This window comes from Sulfurospirillum sp. E15m (genome assembly GCF_059415145.1).
Window position 1 is genome coordinate 70,139 of the sequence record NZ_JCAHZS010000011.1, and the last position, 24,191, is coordinate 94,329.

A 24,191-nucleotide genomic window follows, 5' to 3' on the forward strand; every position below is an offset into this window, starting at 1 on the left:
ATGGTTCGGTTCAATAAAGAAAAAGGTAAAACAGGTGTTTATAATATCGATGCTAAAGAGGATGCTATAGTTGCAACACCACCACCTTCGCTTCCAACGAAAGAACCTATTGTACCGCAGGCATCCAATGCGGAACTCGAAAAGTTTGCTGCTCAAGTTTTAAAGGTGTTAGGAGATGAAAATATTCCTCCTACACCGACCAATTTTCAAATTTATTTCGACAAACTCTTAGAGAGTAAGCCTACTGCTTTTAAAAAGCGCATTAATGAATTTTTAGAATTAGAAGGCACCAACAATGATGAAAACCATGCACGCATTGAGCGTGAGGTCAAAGAGGGATTTGCTCAAATAAAAAATATTATGCAAGTTGTCTCTACGGTGTACCGAAACCTAAATGTCATGCAAGATATTGTTAAAAAACGTACAGATCAGCTCGATACAAATCCAACGGCTCTTACAATGCAAAATATCATTGCCTCTTTTACGACAGATTTGAACAAAATGTTAGAGCTTACTACCAAACAAATTGATCTTTTAAAAGATTATTATCAAAAAACAACAACGATTTTACAAGAAGTCGATAACCAATCTATTTTTGACATCAAATACGGTGTTTACAACCGACGTTACCTTTTTAAATCACTTGAGGATGAACTCAAACTCATTAAAAACTATGCACATCCAACCTCATTGGTGCTTGCTCGCGTTAAGGACAGTGTTTTAGACTCTATTGCCAATAAAAAAGACAGAGACACCATTGTACGCAATATTGCGAAGCTTTTGCTCAAAACATCAAGACGTAGCGATATTGTGGCTCATTTTGGCGATGGTGTTTTTGCGATGATTTTAAAACACACCGATATGACAGGTGCAAAAAAAGCGTGTGATCGTATCAGTGACCTTGTCTATCAAACCAGCTTTTTCGTAGGTACCGATGAAGTAGATACCGATATAGAGCTTTCTATTACAGCGCTCGATCCTGATCACAGTGCTGAAGAGTTTATAGCTTCAACGTTAGAGGGATTACCACATACAGGTAAACGTTTTGTTCCGTATATTGTTTGTACACCATCCATTGCAAGTGAGGAACAATGATCCAAGAAGTATTAGTTTATCCCAATAAGCTTTTACGTGAAAAATCAAAAGAAGTTACTGTTTTTGATGCATCACTTCATACCCTTTTAGATAACATGTATGAAACCATGGTTTTTAAAGAAGGCATTGGTTTAGCAGCCATTCAAGTCGGGGTTCCACTCAATATCCTTATCATCAACCTTGTGGATGATGAAGGCATGCAAAAAAAAGAAAACCTTTACGAAATCATCAACCCGCACATTACTGAAAAAGATGGGTTGTGTGTTTACCAAGAAGGTTGTTTAAGCGTCCCTGGGTATTACGATGAAGTTGAGCGTGCTTCGCATATTAAAGTCAGCTATTTTGACCGTCATGGAACACAACATGAAGAAGAATTTAGAGATTTAATGGCCATTGCCGTTCAACATGAAATGGACCATCTTAAAGGGCATCTTTTCATCGAAAAACTTTCTTATTTAAAACGTAAAAAATTCGAAAAAGAGTGGAAAAAAAAGCAAAAAGCAGGGAAATAATCATGGAAGAAGCCCTTGCCATCTCTAAAGTAAAGCATGCCAAGTGCGCTACTTTATACAGCAATAAAGCTTCCCAAGTTGATGTTGAAGCAACCCTTGTCAGGGCGTTGCCAGGATTTAGTATTGTCGGGATGGCTGACCAAGCCATCCAAGAGTCACGCGAGAGAATTAAATCGGCTCTCTCAAGCATTAACTTTCAATTTCCCGCTCAAAAAATCACTATCAATCTTTCGCCTTCCGACCTTAAAAAAGAGGGGAGCCATTTTGATTTAGTCATTGCTCTACTGATTGCAATGCAAAAAGAACGTTTTACATGTAATGATTTTTTTATTTTTGGTGAATTGGGATTGGATGGAAAAATCAAAAAAACCAATACTATTTTTCCTATTATCCTTTCTTTGGCTGCATCCATCGAAAATCTTTGTGTTCTCGTCCCCAAAGAGTTACTGTCAAAAATTCGTCACATTCCGCATATTAAAGCTTACGGGGTTGAGACACTGCAAGAAGCACTTCTTTTTTTCAAAGAAAAACACTATTTAGCCCCAGAAAACGACATTATTACACAGCAGCCTTTTTATGATCACACCCTTGAAATTGGCGGCAAATCTTACTTTTACAATACCCATTTCCCATTGGATTTTGCGGATGTATTAGGGCAACATCGTTCCAAAAGAGCTATGGTGATTGCGGCTTCTGGTATGCATAATCTTTTGATGGAAGGAAGCCCTGGATGCGGTAAGAGCATGAGCATTAAAAGGTTGCGTTATATTTTGCCACCACTGAGTATGGAAGAGGTTTTAGAATCAAATGCCTATCAATCCTTGCAAGAAGAAGATGTCGCACTCTCGCCCCTTCGCCCTTTTCGCTCGCCCCATCATACGTCCAGTCGTCCATCCATCTTTGGTGGAGGCAGTCACCAAAGTCAAGCCGGTGAAATTGCTTTGGCTCACCATGGAATTTTATTTTTTGACGAATTTCCCAATTTTTCAAAGACGGTTTTAGAGAGTTTAAGAGAACCGTTAGAAGATCATCGTGTTCTTATTTCACGTGTCAATAGCAAAGTGTGTTATCCAACCAAATTTCTTTTTGCTGCCGCACAAAATCCTTGCCCTTGTGGCAACCTTTTAAGTAAAACCCATGAATGCCGTTGCAGCGAAGTCGAAATCAACCGCTATAAAAATCGCATTTCCGAACCTATCATGGACAGAATTGATTTATACATTCAAATGAGTGAAGAGAGTTCAAAAGAGCAAGGGCTTAGCTCTTCCCAAATGTTTGAACACGTTTTACGCGCATTTCATATGCAAAAAGAACGTGCTCAAAGTGAGTTCAATGGCAAGCTCAACGAAAAAGAGACGATGCAATTTTGCTTGCTCGATGACAAAGCACACGCCGACTTAGATAGGGCACGAAACAGGCTGGGACTGAGCCAAAGAAGCATTCATAAAACATTGCGCATCGCAAGAACCATCGCTGATCTTGCTTCAGCACACACGATTAGCTCTGAGCATCTGCTGGAAGCTTTGAGTTTTCGCAAGCGTTAGGAGAAAAGATGCATTACGTGTATGAAGAGACGCAAAGTCTTGATAATCGTTGTTACGAACACTTTAGTTTAACGCCAGAAATTTTAATGGAACATGCCGCACTTGCGCTTGTCCGTGCCATCAAAAAAAGAATTACATGTAAAGATAAAATACTTTTTGTTTGTGGCGCCGGCAATAATGGCGCCGATGGCATTGCTGCGGCTAGGATGATGCATGGAGCGTATGATGTATCGCTTTATCTCCCGTTTGAGCTCACATCAGCTTTAGCCCTACAACAAAAGGAACGTGCGCAAAAAGCAGGCGTGCCCATCGTTCATGAGATTATCGATGCCAACATGTATATTGATGCCCTCTTTGGATCAGGCTTGAATCGTCCTTTAAATGCGCAAAGTTGTGCGATTATTGAAACGCTCAATGCAAAAAAAGGGTATAAAATTGCATGCGATGTCCCCAGCGGACTTATGCCCTCTGGTGTTTTAACATCTGTGGTGTTCCGCGCGGATGAAACCATCACGATGGGAGCGATGAAAATAGCACTGCTTCATGATTATGCTAAAGATGTGGTCGGGAAAATTCATGTTGCAAATCTTGGTATTTCACGAACATTATACGAACTGCCTAGTTCTCTATTTGTCTTACAAAAACGTGATCTTAAACTGCCAATTCGTACCCATAAAAATGCCAATAAAGGTACTTTTGGTCATGTTGCCGTTGTCTGTGGAAACAAAGAAGGCGCTGCTCTTTTAGCATCACAAGGGGCATTTCGTTTTGGTGCAGGTCTTGTAAGTCTTATAGGCGAAAAGCCAAAAAAATTACCTGCGTATCTTATGCATGCGAACGCGCTACCAACAAACACATCTGTCATTGTCGCTGGCATGGGTTTGGAAACATTTAATGAGGACAGTATGAAAGAAATCTTGCTTTCACATACCCTTCCTTTAGTCATTGATGCTTCTTTATCGCACCATCCTTTAATGAAAGCGCTCATTGACTCTAAGAAACCATTAGTGCTGACACCACATCCTAAAGAATTTAGTTCAATTTTAAAGATTACATGTAATGAGCAAATCTCCGCAGAGAAGATTCAAGAAAAACGTTTTTATTATGCAAAAACGTTTTCACAAACATTTCCACATCTTGTGTTATTGCTCAAAGGGGCTAATACGATTATCGCCCATCAAGGTGAGCTTTACATCAACCCTTGGGGAACACAAGCGCTTGCTAAAGGTGGAAGTGGCGATGTGCTCTCAGGTATGATTGGCGCACTCATCGCGCAAGGCTATACGCTAAAAGATGCTGCCATTCAAGCTTCTTTGGCGCATGCGTTGGTCGCACGTAAATTTACATGTAATAATTTCGCACTCACTCCGATTGATATTTGCAAAGGTCTTAAATGGTTATAAAGAAAATCGCTATTTTGTTTAGTGGTGCGGGAAGCAATCTCGAAAAACTACTTGAAAAACTTCATCAACAAACGTTTGAACATTGTCGCATCGAAGTCGCCGCAACGATTTGCAATCGCCCTTATGCAACAGGGATTGAAAAATCACGAAGTTATGGTATAGAACCCATTGTGATTGATCATACCTATTATGAGACGCGCGAAGCCTTTGATGAAGCACTTGTAAAGGCCATTCGTCAAAGTGGAGCAGAATTAACCGTCCTTGCAGGCTTTATGCGCTTTTTGACACCGTACTTTACGAAGCATGTTAAAGCCATTAATTTACACCCCTCTTTGCTTCCTCTTTTTAAGGGTGGCAATGCTATAAAGGAGAGCTTTGATTCTCCGATGAAAGTTGCTGGCATCAGTGTTCACTATGTCAGCGAAGAGCTCGATGGCGGTGAAATCATCGCACAACGCTGTTTTGAAAAAGAAGAAGGTATGAGTTTAGAAGCATTTGAAGATAAAATTCATAGGCTAGAACATGAACTTTTACCAGAAACTGTAAAAAATTTATTGAATAGGAACCAATGATGAATGACATTCTCAAAGTAGGCAACGTCGAATTTACAAGCAGATTGATTGTCGGTAGTGGTAAATACCCTGACTTTCAAACCACAAAGGATGCAACTTTAGCCAGTGGCTCAAAACTCATTACTGTCGCAGTTCGCCGTGTTAATATTACCAATCCCAACGAAGAAAACTTGATGGATTACTTCAAAGGTACAGACATCAAGCTTCTTCCAAACTCTGCAGGCTGTACTACTGCAGAAGATGCCATTACCCTTTTTCGCATGGTCAGAGAAGCCACAGGGCTTGATTTGATTAAACTCGAAGTCATCGGTGATACAGCAAAAACACTCTATCCTGATGTTATGGAAACCCTTAAAGCCTGTGAAGTTTTAGCCAAAGATGGCTTTACCATTATGACGTACACCAATGACGATCCTATCATGGCAAAACGCTTAGAAAACGCTGGAAGTGCCGCTGTGATGCCTTTGGCTTCACCTATCGGCAGTGGTCTTGGTATTCAAAACCGTTACAATGTGCTTTTCATCAAAGAAGCGGTGAAGATTCCTGTGATTGTCGATGCAGGCATTGGATGTGCCAGTGATGCCGCCATTGCAATGGAAATAGGCGCAGATGGAGTACTCACCAACACCGCTATCGCACAAGCGAAGAACCCTATATTAATGGCAGAAGCAATGAAGTATGCTGTGCTTGCAGGACGTGCAAGTTTTCTTGCAGGACGTATCGCTAAAAAACCTTTTGCAACGGCTAGTTCACCCACAGAAGGTCTTATTGAGTTTAGTCCTAAAGCTTAAAAAATAATTCCTTGACAAAAGGCTGGAATTTGGCTAGAATTTCAGCCTTAAAAAGACCAACTAAGTTTTTTTAAATGTCGGGGCGTAGCGCAGTCTGGTCAGCGCACCTGGTTTGGGACCAGGGGGTCGAAGGTTCGAATCCTTTCGCCCCGACCATGTTAAAATATTAAAATGATGGTGGGCGTAGCTCAGTCGGTTAGAGCATCAGGTTGTGGTTCTGAGGGTCGTGGGTTCGATCCCCATCGCCCACCCCATTGTTTAGAGCGGTTTTATGCGCTCGTAGCTCAATTGGATAGAGCAACGGACTTCGGATCCGTAGGTTGTAGGTTCGACTCCTTTCGAGCGCACCACCTAAACCGAGAAGATGCGCTCTTAGCTCAGCTGGATAGAGCAACGCCCTTCTAAGGCGTAGGTCACACGTTCGAATCGTGTAGGGCGTACCACCCTTAAAGACGAAGCCTTTGCTTCGCAAAATTTACTACTGTTGTGTGCGGATATGGTGAAATTGGTAGACACGCCAGACTTAGGATCTGGTGCCGAGAGGCATGGGAGTTCGAGTCTCTTTATCCGCACCACTACTACAATGTTTTAACCACTTTGGTGTCTTTTTTAGTGCCTAAAACCGAAAAATCCCTTGGAATTATATCAATCTCAGACTTGATAAACTTAGCATACTTTGTAAAAAGCATTTGCACTGAGCTATGCCCTAACATCTTGGCAATCTGTGTTGTTTTAAATAAACCACTGTCCAACGCATTTATAGCGAACGTATGCCTTGCTTGATATAAAATCCTATGAGGCATTTCGCATTTCTTTAATAAGGCATGCCAACGTTTTTGCAAGTTTGCAGGATCATTTAACCCAACAAAAACCCTATTTTTAAGCCCTGTTTCTAGCCTTTGAGCATATAAATATGGGCGTAAATCATCAAATATTGGGATATCCCTAATATTGTCTGTTTTTGTACTGCTTACTTCACCTTGTGCTAAAGTCTTAGACACTTTAATAAAGCAATCATCTATATCTTCCCACTCTAATGCTATCGCCTCACCTATTCTCATGCCCGTCATAAAAAGTACAGCAAGTAAATTTTTAAACCATCCTGTTGCATTATTTATCAACAATTCAACCTCTTCACTATTAAAAGGTTGTGGCTCAAACTTATTTAGTTTAGGTGGCTTGATGTGCTCAAAAGGATTTTTGTCTATTGCCTCATCATACAATGCTTCATCGAATATCTGCCTAAAGACTGTAGCATTTAATCGTAAGCTTTTAGGGCTTAATGATTTACTCATCCACTCTTTAAGTTCAGATACTTTGAAACTATCAATCTCTCGATCCCCGAATTGCTGAATGTGATTTTCAAATATGCTACCATATCGACGAATAGAACTACCTTTGAGATCTTTTTGCCTCATCATTCGTTCATAATAATATGCTACTGTTTTCTTAGGAGTAAAATCACTTTTCTCAAGCTTTGGTATTAGATCTCGCTCAACTCGCTTTCTGTTCTCTCGTGTATCGGGAAGTTTTGTGGACTTTCTCACCCTTTGCCCATTTTGATATAAACTCACCCAAATCACATTGTTTTTCACATAAATACTTGCCATTTCGCTCCCTTATTAAACGGAAAACGGCATCTTCATCATAAACAATTTTACGGTCACTGAACTTAAAATAATGTTCACCTAGTTTAAAGATACCTTTTAATCGCTCTCTTTTCAAATCAATTCCAAGCTGCATAGATAGTAATTTTTCTGAAATCATTTTGCATTCTCAAGAATTTGCTCAATCGTCATATTATTTTCAAAATAATTTTCAAATATTAGATGGTAGGTATTTTTGTCTTTTTGATAATATTGAATTACCTTCAATCCCATAATTAGCTTAGTTTTTAATATCAAATGAATATCAACTATAGTTGTCGATAAAATCATTTTTTGTCGATTTTTTTCTAACCAATTTTTAAAATTTAAAATTGTTCCCTCATCTTTATTCTTGAGCTGCTGTTTTATTTTTGTACGATAATACAATGGATTTGTCTTAGCCAATGCTGCCATCGCATCAAGAAAAAGTCTTTCATCTTCTGTTTCATAATATTCAGCCTCATTTCGCGCATCAGTTTGCAAAGAGCTTCTTATTTTACGCATATATGCACACATTTTTGCTTGCTGTTTAGCAAAAGATTTTTCTAGCTGCTCTCGTAAAGCTTTTGCTTTTTTTAATGCAACATTGAGGTTAAATAAATCTCGCAATACTATAGTTATGAAGCGAAGTGCTTTACGATAATCCCATCCCCACAGGCGCGCCCAAGCAGAAACCGTTTGAGAATTTTGACGTAATTCCCCTATAGCTATTTTCTTGAAATAAAAGCCAAGATCATGCAGTGCACTTGTATACGATTCAATACCTTGATTAAGCTTATCGCCAGAATGATATCTACGGTCTTTTTCAATCGCCCATGAAAGTAACTCGGTAGAAAAAGGAATAAAAGATATGTTTGTCTTGTGCATGTAATACTCCATAGTAATTCTATATTGATATATAAAATAATAAATGTTATAATATCTTAATTTATATATCGATTGTTTTATTTTAAAACATTTGTTATTTATTGTCAAGGGGAAATTATGGAAAAATTTGATTTTTCTAAAAAAATTTTGGAAATTAGGAAGCTTTCTGGATTAAAGCAGTCAGACTTCGCTGACAAATTAGGTGTATCTCAAGTTGCAATATCAAATTATGAAAAAGGTAGCCGCTCAGCAGACGTAAATTTTATATATAGATTAATTAGTGAATTTCACATTAATCCACAATGGTTTTTCTATGACATTGGAACACCTATTGAAAAAATTTCTTTTGATAATAACTTGTATAATGCATATCTTTACGCAACAGAAATTGCAAAAAAAAACGAGAAAACCGATGAATTAATTTCAATACTCACTTCTTTTGCCGAAAACCAAAATGCATTGCATCTTGTCCTTCCAAAAATCAAAAGTATCAAAGGTCAAGATGTATTTTCCATTGCTCTGGAATCTTGGCATGGGAAAGGTGAGCGTATGGATGTAGTGTTAATAAAATTTTTAAAATTCTTAGAACCTGTAAGTCTATCATGCACAAAAGATAATGCAAAAATATATTTCATTCAAACACTCAAAGAGTTTGAGTTTTCAATGTTTGCTATTTCTGAAAAAGATAAGAGCAATCTTGTCGAATGGGTTTCTAAAGAACTTAACGACTTAGATTGCTACATTTTACTTCTCAATATTCCAGAAGCAATTGAAGAGCTTAAAAAAGATATCAATATATTTAATAAATTTAGGCTATTGTTTGAAAAATAATTAACGCAAGTTCTTATAAAATAAATATTTTTGAGAACTTGCTACTCATAAGATATTAATTGTTTCTCTTTCATCCATTCAATAGCTCTTTCCCATTTTTCTACTTCAATAGTCTTTTTTCTATCATGCCAATTATTTCTAGCTTCATTTATTAAGATTTGACTTGAAATTTTTTGTTGCATAGATTTTAAATCTTTATACACACTATAAAGAGTAGCCACTATTTCTGCTTGAAGCGTTGTCATCGGTTTCATAAGAGAAAACATTTTCTCGATATTTTCAAACTTAAAGTACCTGTTCAAATATTTTTTATACTCATCACATTTTTCTAAAGGTGAATAAATATACCTTCCCTTATCACCATCCATTTTTTCACACTCAAACCATTTGTTTCTTTTGAGTTGAAGATCAACAGATCTCAAAAGCTTTGGATCGTATGGCCCCATAGCATGTCGTTTATAATGTGAGTCAAAGTCTAAATTATTTGCAACTTCACACATAAAAAGCATTTTTTGTAGTTTCACGTGACCGAAATGTTTGTCTTCAAGGCTATTATCAACTAAATATGCTGCTAAAACACTTCTTTGAAAAGCTTTTGAAGCCTTTGACTGATCGTTTGAAGTATCTAAAGCTGAAAACGCTTCTTTAAGTACGCTTTGCATTAGTTTTTCTGTTTCTATTTTGCTATTTTGTACTTCAAGTTCCAGTGCATCGCATGTAGCCATAAGTTTTTCTACTTTTTCAACTATTCGTTTTTGTTCTTCTAGTGGTGGAAGAGGTACAATCCAGTTTTTTAGTGCAGTTGCACCAATATTTGCTTGATTTGCAGAACCAGTTGCTGTACTATATACTTGATCTAACAGTTGATCGTCTTTTAATGCCAAATTTAAAAAATCACTATTAAGATTTTTACTAAATCTAAAACAGCCAACTCTTTGATTTAAAAATAAATCATTTTTTAAAAAGTGTTTATTTTCTAATTTAACTGTATAACAATAATCTCTTTTTCCTCTCGTTCCAGTCATAGTTATCAAAATATCACCCTCTTGAAGCTTAGAGTCAGCAGATGCTAAAGCCAATTTATCATCAATAAACACTGCTTTTTCATTTAATCTGATGAAATTAGGTCGAATATTTCCTAGTCTTAAAACTTGATTTTTACCTTCTGTTTTAAAGCTTGTACTTTTATATGCGTAGCCTCCTAAAAATGCATTTAAAATTTCTCCTACTCTACACCATACCCAGCCATCTGGAAGTTCATAAGGTATTTCATCTTCATTTATTGGCGGTAGAGGTTTTTGTTTTTTTATTTTTCCCTCTTTAATGAGCTTCTCTTTTTCTGCTTTTATCTTTTCCAGTAAAACCTCTGCACTTTCATCATTTGGATCTTGTGGAACGAGCTTACCGCTTACCGCATCGCTGAGTATTGAGCTTCTAAGTTTATTTATTAGCCCTAATTGTGTTTGGAGTTCACTTGATAGCTTCGTTTTAATTGGATTGACATTTTCAAGCTTATTTCGTACAGTTTCTTGGTGTTCTTTATCAAAAAATGGAATTTCATATGCACCAAAATTTGTTCGATTAATTGAAACTTTTGATGTTCCTGTAGAAGTCTTTTTAACTATATCTTCTTTTAAGTCATTAAATATGGTGTGATAAAACTTTAGATCAATAAGATCTTTATACTTGTCCTTTGGTGTTAATACAAAACATAGATCACTTGCTATAAATTTACCCTTATAATAATGCGTTCTTCCCAATGAACCTGATGCTGCGGCTGCAAAAATAAGAGCTTCACAATCGTGTGTAAAACTTTCATGTGTTTTCCATTCTTCAGCGGCAGTTATAAAGGTATAATCCCCCTCTGTGTTCTTACTACTTTGTAACTGCCCTTTTTCAAAATCAAAAAGCTCTTTTATAGGCTTTAAATTACCCATTACAAGATCTCACTTTTTAATGAAGAAAGTAATTTATCGCATTCAGTAAATGAATTATGTAGTTTTTCAATAATCTCTGCTGTTGAAAATATTTCCTCTTCTTCACCCTTATGAGGATTTTTCACATCAAGATTAAAATTATTTGCTTTGATAGTATCTATATCGACTTTCCAAGCCTGTTCGTTTTCAGCTCTATCGTTCCACCAGCTTTTTAGCTCATCAAAGTCTTGCAGTTTTACAGGTTTTGTTTTGGTGTATTTTTTATACCCTTGTGGAAGTGGTTGTTCGTAGTACCATATCTCTTTTGTAGGCTCGCCTTTTGTAAAGAAAAGCAGATTTGTGTTGATGTCCGTATATGGAGCAAATATCCCGTTTGGAAGTCTTACTATAGTGTGTAGGTTACACTCTTCAAGGAGTTTCTCTTTTATCCTAGCCGTTACGCCATCACCAAATAGTGTACCGTCTGGCAGGACTATTCCAGCTCTTCCTCTTGGTTTTAGCATCTGTATAAAAAGTAGTAAAAACAAGTCTGCCGTCTCTCTTGTACGGTAAGTTGCAGGGAAGTTATTTTCTATGCCTTGCTCTTCCGTCCCTCCAAAAGGTGGGTTTGCCACGATACAGTCTACTCTCTTACTAGGAGTAATGTCTTTTAGGGGGTATGATAATGAGTTATCATGTCTAATATTTGGCGTTTCTATGTCGTGAAGTATGAGGTTTGTAAGACATAGCATGTAAGGAAGTTGTTTTTTCTCGATCCCTTGGATCGTCTGCTCCAATGTCTTTTTATCTTCTGCCGTTTTTACATCACTTTTCATAATATGGTTGATAGTGCTTATAAGAAAGCCTCCCGTTCCACATGCTGGATCAAATACTTTTTCGCCTAACTTTGGATCAACCATCTGCACTATAAACTCTGTTACAGCTCTTGGAGTATAGTATTCACCTGCATTCCCTGCACTTTGAAGGTCTTTTAGTATCTGCTCATACATATCATTAAAAAGATGTCTGTCTGAAAGGTTATCAAACTTTATTTCTTCGAGTTTATTTACCACTTGTCTTAGAAGTGTCCCTGACTTCATGTAATTGTAGGCATCTGCAAACATGCCCTTAACGAGTGGAGCATAAGCATTTGATGTTGCAATATCAAGCTCTTTGAGTGTAGGGAAAAGTTCATTGTTGATAAAAAGCATAAGCTCTTCACCCGTCAGTCCTTCATCATTTGAAGCCCAGCTTCTCCATCTAAGTTTTTCGAGGATTGGAGATTTATAATTTTCATTTTCTAATTCAAATTCTTCCTCTTTTGCATCAAAAACTTTTAAAAAAAGCATCCATACCAATTGCGATATTCTTTGAGCATCTCCATCAACACCTGTATCTGTTCTCATAATGTTTTGAATTGATTTTACAATATTTGAAATATCTGCCATAATTTATTTGTTCCTTGTGATTTTTATAGTCCGGGTAATTTTGTGGATTTGCTAAAACGTAAAGGTCTGTTTGGATGTTTTTCAATATCTCCAGACTTTAGTAGATCATCAATAATTTTTTTAACTATATTTTCAGTTTCTTCAAGTTTTTCTGCAATCTCTTTCACTGTTAGTTTTTCTAAAAATATTAGTTCTAAAATTCTTTTATTTAGTGCTTCTTTTGGAATTATTGTAGTTTTTTTAATACCTTGATTTACAGTAAATAAATAATCCAATGTGTCTAAATTTTCTAATTCCAAACCACCCATTTCAAGAAGTTTATGATTTCCTGCATCAGCATCATTACTTTTTTTTACAAAAAGACTTACCCAACCATTTTTCAAATTCTCTTTTGCACCTTCCCATGTACCACCTTTCAATCCTGAATGAATTACTATTGAAGACTCCGCCAAAACATAAATATATTTATTTCGCCCCATTGCATTACCAGCATTAAATCTTGCATCTGGATAATATGGACTAATTAATACTAAATTGTCATTTCGTATTGCTTCTCTATATTTTTTAGATAATACTTTTTGCATTAAATCATCTGCAACCACCCCAATAGTTGTACCATCTGCATTTATTGAACCTAGCATTGAAGACTCATCAATACCTCTTGCTGCTCCCGATACAACACTATATCCTGATAAGGCAAGTTTCTCGCCTAGATTAAATGTGAAATCTAAATCTGCTGATGACGCATCTCTTGAACCAATAATTGCAACACTTTTTGTATTTAATATTTTTTTATTTCCTGCACCATACAATATTGGAGGAGCTTTTTGACCTAAGCGCTTTTTTAATCTTATTGGATACTCAGGATCTGCTCTAGTAAGAATCCAAATTCCACAATTTTGCCATTTTTGAAGAGAGATTGCCATTGCATTTCCTCTTCCAAGTAAAGACAATATTCTCTCTTTTGATATTTTTGAATGGATCCAATCTTGTAAAACTTCTTGAACATTTAATTCTAAAAGATCTGATGGTTTCATATTATTTTGAAGAAGCCATGTCGCAAACTCTGAATACTCTGTTATTGTAAGAGGTTTATCCCCTTTATTAAAATAAGCAGTTAATAGAATAATTGCTTGTGAATTTAAACTTAAATCATTCATTACATTTTCCCAGTTGTAGCAAGCGATGCTGGATACACCTCACCACTTCCCTTTTGTTTTAAAAGAGCTGACACAACAGTTACAGTCCAACCTGAATCAATTACATCATCTATCAATAAGACAGGTTCATTTGGTATATTATCATTCACTTCAAATACTCCATCAAGATTTTTCGCTTGATAATAAGAATTATTCATCATTTTTTGAGCTTGATTTTGTTTTATCTTTTTTACTGCTTCCACAAACGGTAAATTTAGACTTTTTGCCACTCTGTTTGCAAAATTTGGAACTAAAGTTGTGTGATTTAGCGAAGGAATACATGTAACCCATTGTGGTGCAGGAACAGGGTTCCATTTTTGTATCATTGCTACAAATGCATCTACTAATTGATCCGAAAATTCTCCTTGATGTTTATCCTTTGCAACAATTCTTCCCCATCCCGCATCTTCCCATCTTGACAAAATTCTTCCTTCTTCTGCTCTTAACTCCGTTTTAATATTACCCCTAATACCATATTCGCTTAGTGCATCAAGTTTTACCTGTTTTTTAGGATTAAAAACTATGTCACTCTTTTTCAAGAAATCTGCGGCTTTCAAGCCATTGTCATGAGAAAATTCACCACTCAAAGCTGTTAAACAATTAGCACACTTCTCGCATATTTTTGGATTTGGGTCATTTAAAGCATTTTGCAAAAACACCATTAAACACTCATCAGTATCTAAATACCTTTGCATTTCATCCCATTCAGATTGTCTAATAGCTAAAATAGCTTCTATCTTTTCTCTATCGTGCACATATTTATTTGGTGTTCTATGCCATTTTGAACCAATTTTTATTACGGGAGAAGGTGTTTCTACATTAAGATATTTTAATGTTTTTTCAACTTCCCCTTGAGTTAAATTGAGTTCTTTTTGTAACTCTATTATTGATAATCCATTGCTAGTATCTAAATGGTCTAATACTAAAGTGATATTTTCTTCTTTTGGGAAAGATGATCCTCTAAAAAATTCATGAATATCATCATCTTCATGTCCACTGAGCAAAACACCATAAGCTGCATCTATCCCGCGTCCTGCACGACCGACTTGTTGATAATAACTTATAATTGACCCTGGTGCTTGATAATGAATTACAAAACCTAAATCACTCTTATCAAATCCCATTCCAAGAGCTGACGTAGCAACCAAAACTTTTATCTCATTATTTATAAGTTGATTCTCTAAAAATATTCTATAATCGTCACCGCTTTCAAAATCATCATGCTCAACCCCACTAAAATAAGCACTTGCAGTAATTCCATTTTGATTAAGCCATTGTGCAACTACTTTGGCATCTCTTTGTGTTAAAACATATACAATTCCGGATCCTTCAAATGATGGTAAATGTTCAAGAAGCCACGCTAGTCTATGAGATGGTTCGGGGAGTCTAATATTGTGTAAAAAAAGACTTTCTCGTTTGAGATTTCCTCTAATTGTGACGAGTCCAACTATTTGATCTTCAATATCTTTGATCACTCTATCATTAGCTGTTGCAGTTGTTGCTAAAATAGGTGTGTTTGCTGGCATTTGCTTTAATATATTTGTAATCCTTTTATAATCAGGTCTAAAATCATGCCCCCAATCACTAATACAATGTGCTTCATCAATTACAAATAATCCAATACTTCCAGAAATTGGTTCCAATATTGCTTGCATAAAGTTTTCATTTGCCAATCTTTCTGGAGAAACAAGAAGAGCATCAACTTCATTTTTTAAAATTTGAGCTTTTATCAAATCCCAATCATCTGTATTTGATGAATTAATTGTCACAACATTCAACCCAAGTTTTTTAGCTGAATCTATTTGGTTTCTCATTAATGCTAACAAAGGAGAAATAATGATTGTCAGTCCACTTCCTTGCTCTCTTAAAAACTTGGTTGAAATAAAATATACACTACTTTTACCCCAACCAGTCTTTTGCACAACAAGAACTTTTTTTCTTTGGTTTACAACTGTATCAATAGCTTCATATTGATCTTCTCTAAAATCAGCCTTTTGATTTTGGAGGGAGTCTTGTAAATATTGTTGTGCTTTTTCTCTAGTTAACATCTCATATTCCTTCTCTCATTAACCATAATTATTCTTATTAAAAAGCATATAAATGTTGTTCTATCTCTTTGATGAGGGCCTGATAGCCAGATCTTCCACTACCAAAAAGTTTTGTAAGTTCTGTCATCGTGCCGTACTCATTAAAAGGCGGAACTTTCAATACTGCAATATCTTCGATGCTCTCTATGCCAGATTCCGTATATTTGTCTAAGAGAGCGTTGATGACTGCTTTTGCTTTATCCGAGTATTTACTAAAATAACTGTTTTGTTTTAATTTTCCTGCACGTTCTGCTCGAGTCAAAGCTGGTCTATCAAAAGCTATATGACATATAAGATCAAATGGATCAATTCCTTCTTTACCTACTTCACCCTGAAGCTCATCAAAAAATACACCTTGTTCACTTAAAGCTTTAATGATCGCTTCTTTTTGTTCTGCCACACTCCATTCTTGTAAAAACTCATCTAAGCTTGCATATCTATTTTTGATATTTTTGCGGCTGTAATCTACGAGTGACTCTGTAATTAGTTTACCGTCTGCCCCAATATACTGTACTCTTTTATTTAAAACTTTTACTTTTACACCACTTACAACATGACGAGTAGATTTTAGAGTCCCATTTTTACTATCTATAATAGATACATCAGTAGTTTCGCCGTATGGTTTACTTGGTTCATTGACCGTTTCACTTAACTCTTCTGGCATCCCTTCGTCTGGCGGAGTAATAGGCTCATTCTCTTTTGGCTCATAGATTTGCACTGGATCTCCATCAAAGTCGGGATCCGCAAAAAGCCTCGTCACATTTCTAAAATCCATAATCGTAAAGTAGAGTTTCCCGTAAGTCTCGTTTATCCTAGTACCGCGACCTATGATTTGTTTAAACTCTGTCATTGAACCAATATTGCTATCTAATACGATTAGCCCTGTTGTTTGAGCATCCACTCCTGTCGTCATAAGCTTTGAAGTCGTTGCAATTACTGGGTATGTGGATTCTGGATCTATGAAATTGTCTAGCTCTTTTTTTCCCTCATCATTGTCTCCTGTTATACGCATCACATACTTTCGGCTCTCTTTTGCCATAGTAGGGTTGGCGTTTACAAGGGCTTGTCGCATCCTTTCTGCATGGTCTATATCTACACAGAAGATGATGGTTTTCATATATGGGTCATTCTCGTTTAGGTATTCGGTTACTTTTTTTGCTACAAGGTTTGTTCTTTGAGTAAGGATAAGGTTTCTATCAAAATCTTTTGTATTATATTCTCTATCTTCTATAGCATCACCATTATCATCTGTTTGACCATTATATGGCCGCCACCCCTCAACATCCTTATCTAGGGATAATCGGATCACTTTGTATGGAGCTAAAAAACCATCATCTATACCTTGCTTAAGAGAGTAAGTGTAAACTGGTTCACCAAAATATGAGATATTACTCACATATTTCGTCTCTTTGGGAGTTGCAGTAAGCCCAATTTGAACGGCACTGTTAAAATACTCCAGTATTTCTCGCCATTGGCTATCTTCTGCTGCACTTCCTCTGTGTGCCTCATCAATGACAATAAGATCAAAAAAATCACGGCTAAACTCTCTAAATATCTTTTTTTCTTTATCGTTGCCTGTAATAGCCTGATAGAGTGAAAGGTAAATTTCAAAAGATTTATCGATTATTCTGTTTGTAATTTTGGTCATCTTGTCACCAAAATGTTTAAAATCACCTATTTTGGTTTGATCTACTAATATATTTCTATCCGCTAAAAACAGAATTCTTTTAGCTTTTCTTGATTTATAGAGTCTATATATAATCTGAAATGCGGTGTATGTTTTTCCTGTACCTGTTGCCATCACGAGCAAGATTTTTTTCTGGCCTTTTGCAATAGCTTCTATAGTTCTATTGATAGCATTTTTCTGGTAATACCTTGGTTCCCTTTTTGGGTCGTCAATATAGTAAGGGGAAAGTGCTATTTTTTCAGCTTCATTTTCCTCAATACCTTTGTATTTTTTGTATCGTTGCCAAAGTTCATCAGGAGAGGGGAACTGGTTGAGTGAAATGTTTTTTTCAAGTACTCCATGAGTCAATGTTGGATCATGTTCTAAAAATCCATCGCCATTTGTACTATACACGAAAGGTATATCTAAAATCTCAGCATAACTCAAACCTTGCTGCATACCATCACCAATACTATGTTTATTGTCTTTTGCTTCAATAATAGCTATAGGAATGTTTGGTTTATAGTAAAGGATGTAATCCGCTCTCTTTTGCTCACCTCTTCGTACTATTTTACCGTAAACAGAAATGCGACCGTCTGTAAAAAAGGTTACTTCCTCTCTAAATTGAGAGTGTAGATTCCAACCAGACTCTATCAACGCTGGAGTTATATATTTTGTACAAATATCTCTTTCGCTCAGATCTCGTTTTGACATCTTCTAGAACCCTTGTTTCTTTAACATTTCAACAAATGATTGCATACCAGACTCTATTTTGTTGATAGCTGTTTCATTGGATACAGGAACAAGTTGTGCCATACCGTGAACAAAATTGAGTTTGAAAATTTTTCTGGAAGTTTTATGAATGACCATATTATCGTAATCTTCATAAAAATCATAAGAATTTCTAAATTCATCGGATATGACAGTTAAGGCTTGATCATTGCTCATGGGTTCTTTTCCTATTTAGCTTATTTTTGACATATTCGCTCAAACTTTTTATAGTGCCATATCCCAAATGCTTTTTAGAAATATTGGTAAGAGAGACACCTAAGTCATAAAGCTCTTTAATTTTGGATTGATCTTTATCGTAGATACTCTCCTGAATTGTGCCTTTTGGCTTGCCAAGCTTGATTCCTTTCGCTTTGCGAGCTTGCAAAGCCTCTTTGGTACGTTGGCTAATCAGATCCCTCTCTAATTGGGCAAAGGAGGAGAAGATATTGATTTGAAAATCAGTAAAAGGGTTTTGTGTATCCGGTTCGATCAAAAGATGTTCTTTGATGATATGAATATTGACTTTCTTTGCAATGAGCTGATTCACAATCGTGACGACATTGACAACGCTACGACCAATCCTGCTTAACTCTGATACGATTAAATGATCATGGGGTTGTAGGGTTGCTAATAGTTCATCAATCTTTCGATCTTCTTCACTCTTTTTGCTGCTGATTTTGACTTCAACAAATGAGACTTTACCTAAGCTTTTTTGATTAGTATACGCAAGAATAGTATGGTGTTGGTTTTGGAAATCTTGCTTGTCTGTACTGACACGAATATAACCTATTGCATGAGCCATTTTTAGCCTTTTACCTCTTTTAGTTATTATACTAAAAAATATCTCAAATATTTACTTTTTATATATACTATTTAACGTAAATATACAAACTAACTAAATGAACAATATAAAGTAAAAAATTTTAATAGCATAATGGGTGCAAAGGGGGAAAATTGAGAAATGATAAACAAAAATCTAACGAGATTATAAAGGACATCGAAAAGTAATATATACGTTCTATCTTGAAAAATATATTTCGATACTAGGTTTTTATATTATGCTTAACGAAAACGGCATATATATAAGCGAGTAACGATTTTTTTTCATGAGTAACGAAAATAGCCTATACCTCTAAAGAGGTAGTATAAATCAGAGAAATTTTGTAGCTTTTGAGTAACGAAAAGGCTCTATATATGAACGATAGTGAATAGTGGCTAACGATTTTTTTTGGGAATAAAATAGTCATAGATATATAGTCGAACATAGGTAATGTATATTTTGGGAATATAATGCCCATATACCTCTAAAGAGGTTAAGTGTGATTTTGTGAAATTTAGCTTTTTTGGGAATAAAATGGGGATATTATGAACGACTAGTGAATAGTGCTGTATAAAATTCATTTTTAGAGTTATATTGCGAATCAATCATACTATATATTTAAACCTCAAAATCACCTCTTCCTATTTAAATCTTTTGTTACAAAAATGATATATATAGTGCGTTACGATAAAAAAAGTTTTGTTACAAAAATAGCCTATACCTCTTATAGAGGTAAAAAAGCAATATGAAAAATTCTATTTTTTGTTACAAAACCAGCTTATATATGAACGATAGTGAATAGTCATGTACAGAAACTTTCTTTCCGAATAAAAGAGTAATCTATCTATAAAGTGTATAAAGGCCAAAATTAGGATCACTTGTAATGCTTGAAATATTTTTCCAATAATTTTGTCACGAAATGACCATATATATTGTGTGTCACGACAAAACAAATTCTGTCACAAAAGTATAATATACCTCTTACAGAGGTGAAAATAATATTGTAACTCGTATAACTTTTTGTCATGAAAACGGTATATATATGAACGATAGTGAATAGTGTTGTAGGAAAATTTTTGAGGGTGTTTTTAGAGAGGCAGAAGCAGAAACTTTTCCGCCTCTGTTTGTTTACGCTTTTTTGTGGTAGGGACTGTATTTAGAATAACCAAGTTCATATCTAAGCTTTGCAATCGCTAAAGCGGCTGTGATAAAAGCTAATGTGCCGATGATGATATTAAAAAGTGTCATGGTTATCCTTTCAAGTTTTTTTACTTTAATCATTTGAAATTATAGAACAAATTGTTCTAAAACACTCAAGGGGAAAATTATTTCCCTTGTTGGAATTCTAATTGTTTATCACTGTGTATCAAACGAAAAGCTTTTTTTGCATCTTTGTTTTTACAAATAAACGTATCTTGGTTCATAAAAATATTGATGGTTGTTGGACTCATTGCATTAATACGAGTAAAGAGATAATCATCCATGTTCATTGGTTGAGATTGTGTAAAAGCATTGGAAATATAAAATTCTCCACCGTAATAGGTGCAATATTTATGGGCTCCAAGGATACGTTCGTATCTCCAAGGCAAAATAGAGCTATTTTTCTCCAATCCGAGTATTTCCTCGAACGAAGTGTAGTTCGTTAAAAATTGGGCGTATTTTGTGCTTTTTAGCCATGTTTTTACTCCAAGGCTTTGTGTGTGATCGTGTTGAATCATATAAAAGCGTGAATAGGTCTCTTTTAAATCACGCTGATTTCCCAAAATTGCACTTTGACGTACTTCCACATGATCTTTCATAAAGGTTATTGCAAAGCCGTCTTTTGGAGGGCGGCATTGGTAGAAACCTTCATACTTTCCTAATCCTTGTTTTTGCATAGTGCTTTTATAGTTCACATAATCAAGACTGAGTGCTGTTGGATGGGTATTAATCTCTTTTATGGCTTGATCACCATAGATACTAAGACCACCAATGAGTTCACAATACCCTTTGGCATCATCTAAGACATCCATCATCGCTCTAGCATCTGCGATATTCATTGCTTCATCATACGTGCGGTATTCAATAAGGGTTTGATTCTCTTTTTCTGCGACAACGGCATAACTGAGTGTTTCACCGCCTCGTTTCAAAGCAATATACTCTTTTAATGAAGTGGCTTGTTGTAATGCACTATTTGGTTGTGAGGTTGTGGCGCATCCGTTAAAAAAAGATAGTGTAAGAATGCTTGATAAAAGGAAAAGTATCTGTTTCATTAAAACATCCTACTTCCACTATCATGTTCAAAAAAGACTCTATCGAGATATTTATTGGTATTGAATTTTTTTCTTGATGAAACACTACTTGTGTCAGGAGAATGAAACATACATCCAACGAGCAAAAGAAGAGAAAAAAACATCATCACATCACCCATCAAGATAGATTGTGTTTTTCTGATAGCTGTCGCATAATCAATAAATCCCCAATAGGCTAGAAAAATAACAAGTGCTCCAAGTCCTATAAAAAAGGCAACGATTAATATTTTTGCAATCAGTAAAAAAAGATAATCAACAATCATCGACAACATCTTAGACTCCTTTATACGCTATTATTTTTCAAACACAAGATAGGCTTCACCACTGTGGATATAAGAATTAATCAATCTCCAACCTTTAGCATAGAGCTCTTGGGTTGTCGCATCATCTTTATAATCACCCGAACATGTCATTTTAATATCCGCAAAAGCTGCTAACTTCTTTCGACTGAACGAACAGGTGGTTACACTTTTTGTCACTTCTGCCGCATCTAAAAAACCTACTAAGATTAACAACACTAAAACCATCTTTTTCATCATCAATCCTTGCTTATATTTATAGTTAAAGAATACCGAAAAAAGGCTTATTAAACACTTATAAGTGTTTGTTGTAAACCTCGTTAATCACTACTATTTCATCAACTTATAGGTGTTTAACAAAGGTGATTGATTTTGGAAAAAATGATTGAGCGTTTTATGGATCAGATTGTCGAGAATGTCAAAAATGAGAGAATAAAACGTGGGATTAGTCAATTAGCACTTGCACAAATTCTTGGTCATAAATCACCGAACTATGTGGCAAAGATTGAAACACGCAAACATGATGTCAGTTATAACCTTGAACATCTCTACAAAATTGCTTTTGAGTTTGGGTTAGAGGTGAAGGATTTGATACCTCAAATAAAGAAATAAAACTACTAAAGAGCTTCCATCGCTATTTATAAAAGTTATCGCTTTGTTTTTCCAATAACGGAATCTAAAATTTCATTCATCCGCTTTTTAACAAAAACACTTTTATCATTATTGCTACCATTAGTGACCCATTTATCAATTTCGATTCGATCAAAAAAGAGCTTGCCTCTTTTGAAAAAATGGATGCTTTCACAAAAAACATCTTCTTTGAGCTTATAAATATGATCTTCAGAATAACCTAAATAATGGCTCAATTCTTTAACATTCATCCATCGTTTTAAATGAAAATTTTCCATGTTTCTTTCCATCAATGTGAGTTTCTCTAAAATCTGGGGTAAGAGTTCAAGGTTTTCAAGAGCTACATTCATTTGACAATCCTTCATTGAAGTTATAAAATGAGATCTCACATCAAAAGATCACCCAAATCTTTTGTAACTCTGTCAAGGAGGGGAATGATGAATTTCCCCTCTCTTCTTTCATCAAATAGTATTTTTTAATTATATATTTCTTTTATAAAGTTGCCTTTTGCTGAAATTATGTTTGGCAAAAGATTTATATTATTTCATTTTATTAATTTTGACCCAACAATTTAAATATATTCATGTCTTCCATGAGGGCTTTTCGCACAAGCTCCCTGACTAGCACTTAAGCTTGAATATCCACAAAATTTACATTTATAACTACCAGTATGTTTTCCGATATAGATGTGCTTTTTATGTGGACTATATGTGCATGACCCAGAACTCGCACTTATACTGGTATGCCCACAATATTGACACAAATAACCGTTGGAATTTTCATTTATATAAATATGATATTTACCGGGAGATGACGCACAGCTACCACTGCTTGCTCCTGCACTTTTATGTCCGCAACATTGACAAATATATCCCATACCAATTTTCCTTTCATTCATCGCATCAAGTAAATTATACTTCATTTCTAATATAATTTTAGCTTGAAAACAAGACAATATAGTGTCTTTTTAACGGGGTATAGTATTTTTGATATAGCGTAAGTCTTTGATGTTACGGTAAGCTTATAATCACAAAAAGGATGCAAAAGAATGCGTACAAAACAACAACGCTTAGAAGTGTTTTATGAAGAAAAATTTTATAAAAGTGATGTGATTACACGCGTATCTTCTCCCTATTTAATGAGCTTAGACGTTCAAAACCAAAATTCAAACGTAATGATTGTCGGGCAAGAGACGAATGAATGGTTTTACGATTGGCAAACGTTTAAACGAATTGGCGTTCAAGGGCAAATGAAAGTCTATAAAGACTATCATGACGACTATAAAGAGCATAATCGATTGTATTTTGCATATGCTAAATATGTCATGGGTTCGAATGAAATGGTTCCCGTCTTTAATAATATGTTTAAATTCGATTTAGGAGATAATAGCAAAACTAAAAATATCTCCAAAGCTAGTGATGAACAACGCAACGAAATTATCGCGTTTCACAAAGGCATTTTAGCCAAAGAGATCGAGATCATTCAGCCTAAAATTGTTCTTTTTTTTACCGGACACGTCTATGATAAGCTCTTCATCGATCCGATTATCAAACAAGAGGGCGATTATCGAAAGCTTTATAAAAAGATTGATGCATTAAGTGTCGATGAATGGAAATGTTGTCGATTGGATCTAAAATATTTTCGAGGGTTTGAAAACTTCAACGGTATTGCCTTTAGAACCTATCATCCTATGTATCTTAATCGTAATGCCAATACGTACGGAAAAGAAATCCTTGATTATTTAAAACAACAAATAGCCAATATTATCTCAATCTCTACCCAAGAACTTTAGGTATTTTTTGG

Annotated in this window: 22 protein-coding genes and 5 tRNA genes; 14 read left to right on the forward strand and 13 right to left on the reverse strand. The window is 35.4% G+C overall.

Annotated elements, in window-relative coordinates:
• The 11 genes from AC5SLP_RS13335 (at position 1) to AC5SLP_RS13385 (ending at position 6,492) form a co-directional block, all read left to right on the forward strand.
• Positions 1-1,095 carry a GGDEF domain-containing protein gene (locus AC5SLP_RS13335; RefSeq protein WP_495255657.1) on the forward strand — a complete coding sequence of 365 codons (1,095 nt, stop codon included), beginning with the start codon at positions 1-3 and terminating at the stop codon, positions 1,093-1,095.
• Entirely contained in the window at positions 1,092-1,607 is a 516-nt protein-coding gene (gene def, locus AC5SLP_RS13340; protein WP_495255658.1) for a peptide deformylase, read from the forward strand. The genes AC5SLP_RS13335 and def overlap by 4 nt, the downstream gene beginning before the upstream one ends.
• A gap of 2 nt (positions 1,608-1,609) precedes the next feature.
• A complete protein-coding gene (locus tag AC5SLP_RS13345; RefSeq protein ID WP_495255659.1) occupies positions 1,610-3,151 on the forward strand; it encodes a YifB family Mg chelatase-like AAA ATPase in 1,542 nt (513 codons plus the stop codon).
• An 8-nt stretch (positions 3,152-3,159) separates the two neighbouring features.
• The gene (locus AC5SLP_RS13350) at positions 3,160-4,554 is read left to right on the forward strand and encodes an NAD(P)H-hydrate dehydratase (protein ID WP_495255660.1); all 1,395 of its coding nucleotides are present in this window, start codon (positions 3,160-3,162) and stop codon (positions 4,552-4,554) included.
• Positions 4,545-5,126 carry a phosphoribosylglycinamide formyltransferase gene (purN, locus tag AC5SLP_RS13355; protein WP_495255661.1) on the forward strand — a complete coding sequence of 194 codons (582 nt, stop codon included), beginning with the start codon at positions 4,545-4,547 and terminating at the stop codon, positions 5,124-5,126. The genes AC5SLP_RS13350 and purN overlap by 10 nt, the downstream gene beginning before the upstream one ends.
• Positions 5,126-5,917: a thiazole synthase gene (locus AC5SLP_RS13360; protein ID WP_495255662.1), complete on the forward strand. Its 792-nt coding sequence runs from the start codon at positions 5,126-5,128 to the stop codon at positions 5,915-5,917. The genes purN and AC5SLP_RS13360 overlap by 1 nt, the downstream gene beginning before the upstream one ends.
• Before the next feature lie 78 nt (positions 5,918-5,995).
• A tRNA-Pro gene (locus AC5SLP_RS13365) sits at positions 5,996-6,073 on the forward strand.
• 21 nt (positions 6,074-6,094) lie between these two features.
• Positions 6,095-6,171, forward strand: a tRNA-His gene (locus AC5SLP_RS13370).
• 19 nt (positions 6,172-6,190) lie between these two features.
• Positions 6,191-6,267 (forward strand) — tRNA-Arg (locus AC5SLP_RS13375).
• A 16-nt stretch (positions 6,268-6,283) separates the two neighbouring features.
• Positions 6,284-6,360, forward strand: a tRNA-Arg gene (locus AC5SLP_RS13380).
• Between the two features lie 47 nt (positions 6,361-6,407).
• Positions 6,408-6,492: transfer RNA gene (locus tag AC5SLP_RS13385), tRNA-Leu, on the forward strand.
• Positions 6,493-6,495: 3 nt separating this feature from the next.
• Here AC5SLP_RS13385 and AC5SLP_RS13390 read toward each other — a convergent pair.
• Positions 6,496-7,527, reverse strand: a complete 1,032-nt coding sequence (locus AC5SLP_RS13390; RefSeq protein ID WP_495255663.1) for a tyrosine-type recombinase/integrase — start codon at positions 7,525-7,527, stop codon at positions 6,496-6,498.
• Between the two features lie 153 nt (positions 7,528-7,680).
• Positions 7,681-8,430 carry a hypothetical protein gene (locus AC5SLP_RS13395; protein ID WP_495255664.1) on the reverse strand — a complete coding sequence of 250 codons (750 nt, stop codon included), beginning with the start codon at positions 8,428-8,430 and terminating at the stop codon, positions 7,681-7,683.
• Positions 8,431-8,547: 117 nt separating this feature from the next.
• Between AC5SLP_RS13395 and AC5SLP_RS13400 the strand changes: the two genes are divergently transcribed.
• The gene (locus tag AC5SLP_RS13400; protein WP_495255665.1) at positions 8,548-9,261 is read left to right on the forward strand and encodes a helix-turn-helix domain-containing protein; all 714 of its coding nucleotides are present in this window, start codon (positions 8,548-8,550) and stop codon (positions 9,259-9,261) included.
• A 41-nt stretch (positions 9,262-9,302) separates the two neighbouring features.
• Here the strand turns inward: AC5SLP_RS13400 and AC5SLP_RS13405 are convergent, their stop codons facing one another.
• The 10 genes from AC5SLP_RS13405 to AC5SLP_RS13450 all read right to left on the reverse strand — a co-directional run bounded on the left by AC5SLP_RS13405 (position 9,303) and on the right by AC5SLP_RS13450 (position 21,995).
• Positions 9,303-11,198 carry a restriction endonuclease subunit S gene (locus AC5SLP_RS13405; RefSeq protein WP_495255666.1) on the reverse strand — a complete coding sequence of 632 codons (1,896 nt, stop codon included), beginning with the start codon at positions 11,196-11,198 and terminating at the stop codon, positions 9,303-9,305.
• A complete protein-coding gene (locus AC5SLP_RS13410) occupies positions 11,198-12,625 on the reverse strand; it encodes an N-6 DNA methylase (protein WP_495255667.1) in 1,428 nt (475 codons plus the stop codon). Before AC5SLP_RS13410 ends, AC5SLP_RS13405 begins: the two co-directional genes overlap by 1 nt.
• Positions 12,626-12,648: 23 nt before the next feature.
• The gene (locus tag AC5SLP_RS13415; protein WP_495255668.1) at positions 12,649-13,785 is read right to left on the reverse strand and encodes a DNA-processing protein DprA; all 1,137 of its coding nucleotides are present in this window, start codon (positions 13,783-13,785) and stop codon (positions 12,649-12,651) included.
• Positions 13,785-15,872: a RecQ family ATP-dependent DNA helicase gene (locus tag AC5SLP_RS13420; protein WP_495255669.1), complete on the reverse strand. Its 2,088-nt coding sequence runs from the start codon at positions 15,870-15,872 to the stop codon at positions 13,785-13,787. Before AC5SLP_RS13420 ends, AC5SLP_RS13415 begins: the two co-directional genes overlap by 1 nt.
• Before the next feature lie 37 nt (positions 15,873-15,909).
• Positions 15,910-18,291 (reverse strand): EcoAI/FtnUII family type I restriction enzme subunit R, encoded by a 2,382-nt coding sequence (gene hsdR / locus AC5SLP_RS13425; RefSeq protein ID WP_495255670.1) that lies wholly within the window; start codon positions 18,289-18,291, stop codon positions 15,910-15,912.
• A gap of 3 nt (positions 18,292-18,294) precedes the next feature.
• Positions 18,295-18,525, reverse strand: coding sequence for a hypothetical protein (locus tag AC5SLP_RS13430; protein ID WP_495255671.1), 231 nt, complete (start codon positions 18,523-18,525; stop codon positions 18,295-18,297).
• Positions 18,515-19,150 (reverse strand): recombinase family protein, encoded by a 636-nt coding sequence (locus AC5SLP_RS13435; RefSeq protein ID WP_495255672.1) that lies wholly within the window; start codon positions 19,148-19,150, stop codon positions 18,515-18,517. The genes AC5SLP_RS13430 and AC5SLP_RS13435 overlap by 11 nt, the downstream gene beginning before the upstream one ends.
• 1,343 nt (positions 19,151-20,493) lie before the next feature.
• Positions 20,494-21,420, reverse strand: a complete 927-nt coding sequence (locus AC5SLP_RS13440; protein WP_495255673.1) for a hypothetical protein — start codon at positions 21,418-21,420, stop codon at positions 20,494-20,496.
• On the reverse strand, positions 21,420-21,731 hold the full coding sequence (locus tag AC5SLP_RS13445; protein WP_495255674.1) for a hypothetical protein: 312 nt from the start codon (positions 21,729-21,731) through the stop codon (positions 21,420-21,422). Before AC5SLP_RS13445 ends, AC5SLP_RS13440 begins: the two co-directional genes overlap by 1 nt.
• 21 nt (positions 21,732-21,752) lie before the next feature.
• Positions 21,753-21,995: a hypothetical protein gene (locus tag AC5SLP_RS13450; RefSeq protein WP_495255675.1), complete on the reverse strand. Its 243-nt coding sequence runs from the start codon at positions 21,993-21,995 to the stop codon at positions 21,753-21,755.
• A gap of 144 nt (positions 21,996-22,139) precedes the next feature.
• Here AC5SLP_RS13450 and AC5SLP_RS13455 point away from each other — a divergent pair, with 144 nt between their 5' ends.
• Positions 22,140-22,370: a helix-turn-helix domain-containing protein gene (locus AC5SLP_RS13455; protein ID WP_495255713.1), complete on the forward strand. Its 231-nt coding sequence runs from the start codon at positions 22,140-22,142 to the stop codon at positions 22,368-22,370.
• A gap of 35 nt (positions 22,371-22,405) precedes the next feature.
• On the opposite strand, the gene AC5SLP_RS13460 is transcribed toward AC5SLP_RS13455, so the two are convergent.
• Entirely contained in the window at positions 22,406-22,738 is a 333-nt protein-coding gene (locus AC5SLP_RS13460) for a helix-turn-helix transcriptional regulator (RefSeq protein ID WP_495255676.1), read from the reverse strand.
• Between the two features lie 698 nt (positions 22,739-23,436).
• On the opposite strand from AC5SLP_RS13460, the gene AC5SLP_RS13465 reads away from it, so the two are divergent.
• On the forward strand, positions 23,437-24,180 hold the full coding sequence (locus tag AC5SLP_RS13465) for a hypothetical protein (RefSeq protein ID WP_495255677.1): 744 nt from the start codon (positions 23,437-23,439) through the stop codon (positions 24,178-24,180).
• Positions 24,181-24,191 lie beyond the last annotated feature (11 nt).

Bases quoted from the DNA above. Each gene is read 5' to 3' on its own strand.
- AC5SLP_RS13335 (WP_495255657.1), top strand. From the start codon at position 1: ATGGTTCGGTTCAATAAAGAAAAAGGTAAAACAGGTGTTTATAATATC.
- def (WP_495255658.1), top strand. From the start codon at position 1,092: ATGATCCAAGAAGTATTAGTTTATCCCAATAAGCTTTTACGTGAAAAA.
- AC5SLP_RS13345 (WP_495255659.1), top strand. From the start codon at position 1,610: ATGGAAGAAGCCCTTGCCATCTCTAAAGTAAAGCATGCCAAGTGCGCT.
- AC5SLP_RS13350 (WP_495255660.1), top strand. From the start codon at position 3,160: ATGCATTACGTGTATGAAGAGACGCAAAGTCTTGATAATCGTTGTTAC.
- purN (WP_495255661.1), top strand. From the start codon at position 4,545: ATGGTTATAAAGAAAATCGCTATTTTGTTTAGTGGTGCGGGAAGCAAT.
- AC5SLP_RS13360 (WP_495255662.1), top strand. From the start codon at position 5,126: ATGAATGACATTCTCAAAGTAGGCAACGTCGAATTTACAAGCAGATTG.
- AC5SLP_RS13390 (WP_495255663.1), bottom strand. From the start codon at position 7,527: ATGGCAAGTATTTATGTGAAAAACAATGTGATTTGGGTGAGTTTATAT.
- AC5SLP_RS13395 (WP_495255664.1), bottom strand. From the start codon at position 8,430: ATGCACAAGACAAACATATCTTTTATTCCTTTTTCTACCGAGTTACTT.
- AC5SLP_RS13400 (WP_495255665.1), top strand. From the start codon at position 8,548: ATGGAAAAATTTGATTTTTCTAAAAAAATTTTGGAAATTAGGAAGCTT.
- AC5SLP_RS13405 (WP_495255666.1), bottom strand. From the start codon at position 11,198: ATGGGTAATTTAAAGCCTATAAAAGAGCTTTTTGATTTTGAAAAAGGG.
- AC5SLP_RS13410 (WP_495255667.1), bottom strand. From the start codon at position 12,625: ATGGCAGATATTTCAAATATTGTAAAATCAATTCAAAACATTATGAGA.
- AC5SLP_RS13415 (WP_495255668.1), bottom strand. From the start codon at position 13,785: ATGAATGATTTAAGTTTAAATTCACAAGCAATTATTCTATTAACTGCT.
- AC5SLP_RS13420 (WP_495255669.1), bottom strand. From the start codon at position 15,872: ATGTTAACTAGAGAAAAAGCACAACAATATTTACAAGACTCCCTCCAA.
- hsdR (WP_495255670.1), bottom strand. From the start codon at position 18,291: ATGTCAAAACGAGATCTGAGCGAAAGAGATATTTGTACAAAATATATA.
- AC5SLP_RS13430 (WP_495255671.1), bottom strand. From the start codon at position 18,525: ATGAGCAATGATCAAGCCTTAACTGTCATATCCGATGAATTTAGAAAT.
- AC5SLP_RS13435 (WP_495255672.1), bottom strand. From the start codon at position 19,150: ATGGCTCATGCAATAGGTTATATTCGTGTCAGTACAGACAAGCAAGAT.
- AC5SLP_RS13440 (WP_495255673.1), bottom strand. From the start codon at position 21,420: ATGAAACAGATACTTTTCCTTTTATCAAGCATTCTTACACTATCTTTT.
- AC5SLP_RS13445 (WP_495255674.1), bottom strand. From the start codon at position 21,731: ATGTTGTCGATGATTGTTGATTATCTTTTTTTACTGATTGCAAAAATA.
- AC5SLP_RS13450 (WP_495255675.1), bottom strand. From the start codon at position 21,995: ATGAAAAAGATGGTTTTAGTGTTGTTAATCTTAGTAGGTTTTTTAGAT.
- AC5SLP_RS13455 (WP_495255713.1), top strand. From the start codon at position 22,140: ATGATTGAGCGTTTTATGGATCAGATTGTCGAGAATGTCAAAAATGAG.
- AC5SLP_RS13460 (WP_495255676.1), bottom strand. From the start codon at position 22,738: ATGAATGTAGCTCTTGAAAACCTTGAACTCTTACCCCAGATTTTAGAG.
- AC5SLP_RS13465 (WP_495255677.1), top strand. From the start codon at position 23,437: ATGCGTACAAAACAACAACGCTTAGAAGTGTTTTATGAAGAAAAATTT.